General features: G+C 68.0%; 3 protein-coding genes and 1 rRNA gene. 2 read left to right on the plus strand and 2 right to left on the minus strand.

Features of this window, described 5'->3' with window-relative positions; genetic code table 11:
* Window positions 1–68 (plus strand): 5S ribosomal RNA (gene rrf, locus HNR40_RS58150); the annotation flags it as partial.
* A gap of 463 nt (window positions 69–531) precedes the next feature.
* Here the strand turns inward: rrf and HNR40_RS48120 are convergent.
* Entirely contained in the window at window positions 532–942 is a 411-nt protein-coding gene (locus HNR40_RS48120) for a DUF7144 family membrane protein (protein ID WP_184974021.1), read from the minus strand.
* Window positions 943–978: 36 nt separating this feature from the next.
* Entirely contained in the window at window positions 979–1,806 is an 828-nt protein-coding gene (locus HNR40_RS48125) for an SAM-dependent methyltransferase (RefSeq protein WP_246510731.1), read from the minus strand.
* 183 nt (window positions 1,807–1,989) lie between these two features.
* Here HNR40_RS48125 and HNR40_RS48130 point away from each other — a divergent pair.
* Window positions 1,990–2,638: Maf family protein (locus HNR40_RS48130; RefSeq protein WP_221341721.1), on the plus strand; the 649-nt coding region annotated here is incomplete at its 3' end.

A 2,638-nucleotide genomic window follows, 5' to 3' on the forward strand; every position in this document is an offset into this window, starting at 1 on the left:
AAGTTAAGCTTCTCAGCGCCGATGGTACTGCACTCGGGAGGGTGTGGGAGAGTAGGTCACCGCCGCACAATATTTCATGGAGAAGGGGTCCGACCGACTGGTCGGACCCCTTTTTCGCGTTGCACGCTTGTGCGTTGCGGGCTGCCCTTCCACACATGCGCCTCTGCCGCACGGCCCACGTCCACCACACGGCCCGGGCGGGGTGTCCCCTCCGCGCACACCCACGCTCGTAGCGCCGGTACGGCGAGAACCCCCGCGGACGTGAACGGCGCAACGCGCACGGCGGCCCAGGCGGAGTGCTCCGCCTCCCGGCGCACACCCACGCTTGTAGCGCCGGTACGGCGAGTACCTTCGCGTGGTGTGTGCACGGCGCAACGCGCACGGCGTCCCATACGGCGGCTCAGGCGGGGTGCTCCACCTTCCCGCGCACACACCCACGCTTGTCCGCGCACACCACGCTTGTCTGGCGCCGGTGCGGCGAGTACCTCCGCCGGGCGTGAGGGGCGCAATGTGTGCGGGCGCGGGCGTGGGTTAGCCGGTGGCGTTTCGGGGGGCGGCTATCAGGCCGTAGATGATGACTACGCACAGGGCGATGCTGATGATGGACCAGATCGGGTACGCGGGGACGAAGGCGAATTGGCCGATCATGGCCAGGGCGGCGAGGATGACGCCTACCGCGCGGGCCCAGATTTGGCCTGCCATGATGCCGGCGCCCGCGGCGATCTGCAGGATGCCGACCGCGAGCCAGATCCAGCCCCAGGTGGTGTAGTCGAACACGAGTAGGCGGCCGGCCGGAGTGATGAAGTAGTCGTCGCGGAACAGGGCGATCAGGCCTTCGATGGCGTTGAAGACGCCCAGCACGACGCCGAGCATCCCGGCGAAGGTCAGCCAGCCGGATTCCTGGCGGAAGGCCGGGCCATGGTGCGTGGATGCAGTTGCCATGTCTGGATATATCCCCTGATGTGGGGGAGATCTGGTTTATGGGTTGGGCAAAGGTATGGCTGGGCGGAGGATGAAGACGCCCCAGCCGAGGTACTGCCGGCCGTACTCGAGATGGGAAGTTCGGCATTGGCGGAGGAAGTCGCGCATGGCGGGAACCTCCGGGTCGTCGGGGTTGTCGCGGAGCCAGTCGCTGATCGTCCACCATTGGGAGGCGGTGTAGCGGTCCCAGCTGTCGGGGTTGGCCAGGATCATGTCGAGGAGTTCGAAGCCGGATTGCTCGATGCGTTCGGCGGTGGCGGCGAGCGAGACGCAGGGGTGGTTGTCGAGGCCCAGGGCTGAGGCGGCCTCTGGGGGTGGGGTTGTGTTCCAGAAGATCTCGCCTACCAGGATCAGACCGCCTGGGCGCAACAGTGGGCGCATGAGGTCCAAGGTGCCGGTGAGGCCGCCGCCTATCCAGGTGGCGCCTATGCAGGACACGATGTCGTAGGTGCTGGGTTCGGCTCTTTTGCTGGCGTAGGTGGCGGCTTCTGAGTGGATGAATCGCACGCGGTCGGTGACGTTGAGCTCATTCGCGCGTTCGCGGGCGGCGGTGAGGAAGACCTCGCTGAGGTCAACGCCGGTGCCGTGTACGCCGTATTGGCTGGACCAGAGGTTGAGCAGTTCGCCTTTGCCACAGGCCAGGTCGAGGTGCCGGGCCCCTGGGCTGGGGTGACAGACCTCGCCGAGGAGATCGAGTTTGTCTTCGGTGAAAGGGTTGAGGATGCGGTGGCGGGCTTCGGCTATCTCGTACGGGCGTAGCGACATGCCGCAATCCTGCTGGAGCCGCTCTTCGGGAGCGACAGAATATTGGCCCGGGTCGGTCAACTGCTGGAGCTTGCTAGGCTGGGTGCGCCGGGCCACCCCACCACGGGTGGCCTTCTTCGCGTAAGACCCGCGGTGCGGGCAGCCACAGTGGACCGTTGGGTGAGACACGGGTCCGCGGAGTGAGCCAACGAAATGGACCAGAAGTGAACAGAGATAACGGATCGGACGGCGGACAGAGCGGGCGTGGCGACGGCCCCCGCGACGGAGACAAGCGCCCAGACGAAAACAGAGGCGGGTACGGCTCCCGCGACTCGCGCGGAAACCAGGGCGACCGTCCGTTCCGTTCCGACGACCGGGGACGGGAGGGTCGCCGGGAAGGCGGCTACGACCGTGGCCCCCGTCGGGATGACCGCGGGCCGCGGCGAGAAGGCGGTTACGACCGCGGTCCTCGTAGCGAGGGTGGCGGCTCCGACCGTGGTCCTCGTCGTGAGGGCGGTTACGATCGCGGTCCCCGTCGCGAGGGTGGCTATGACCGGGGTCCCCGTCGTGAGGGCGGGTTCGACCGCGGTCCTCGCCGCGATGACCGGGGTCCGCAACGTGAGGGCGGGTACGACCGTGGTCCGCGTCGCGAGGGCGATGCGCCGCGGCGGGCTTTCCCGGACCGGGATTCGCGCGGGTTCGCCGAGCGCCCGGACTTCGGGAGCGGCGGGCGTCGCGACGGTGGTTTCGACCGTGGTCCCCGTCGGGATGATCGGGGCCCCCGTCGTGATGACGATCGTGGTCCGCGTCGTGAGGGTGGCTACGATCGCGGTCCTCGCCGGGATGACCGGGGTCCGCAGCGTGAGGGCGGCTACGACCGTGGTCCGCGTCGTGATGACGATCGTGGTCCTCG

Source organism: Nonomuraea endophytica (genome assembly GCF_014203235.1).
Classification (GTDB): Bacteria; Actinomycetota; Actinomycetes; order Streptosporangiales; family Streptosporangiaceae; genus Nonomuraea; species Nonomuraea endophytica.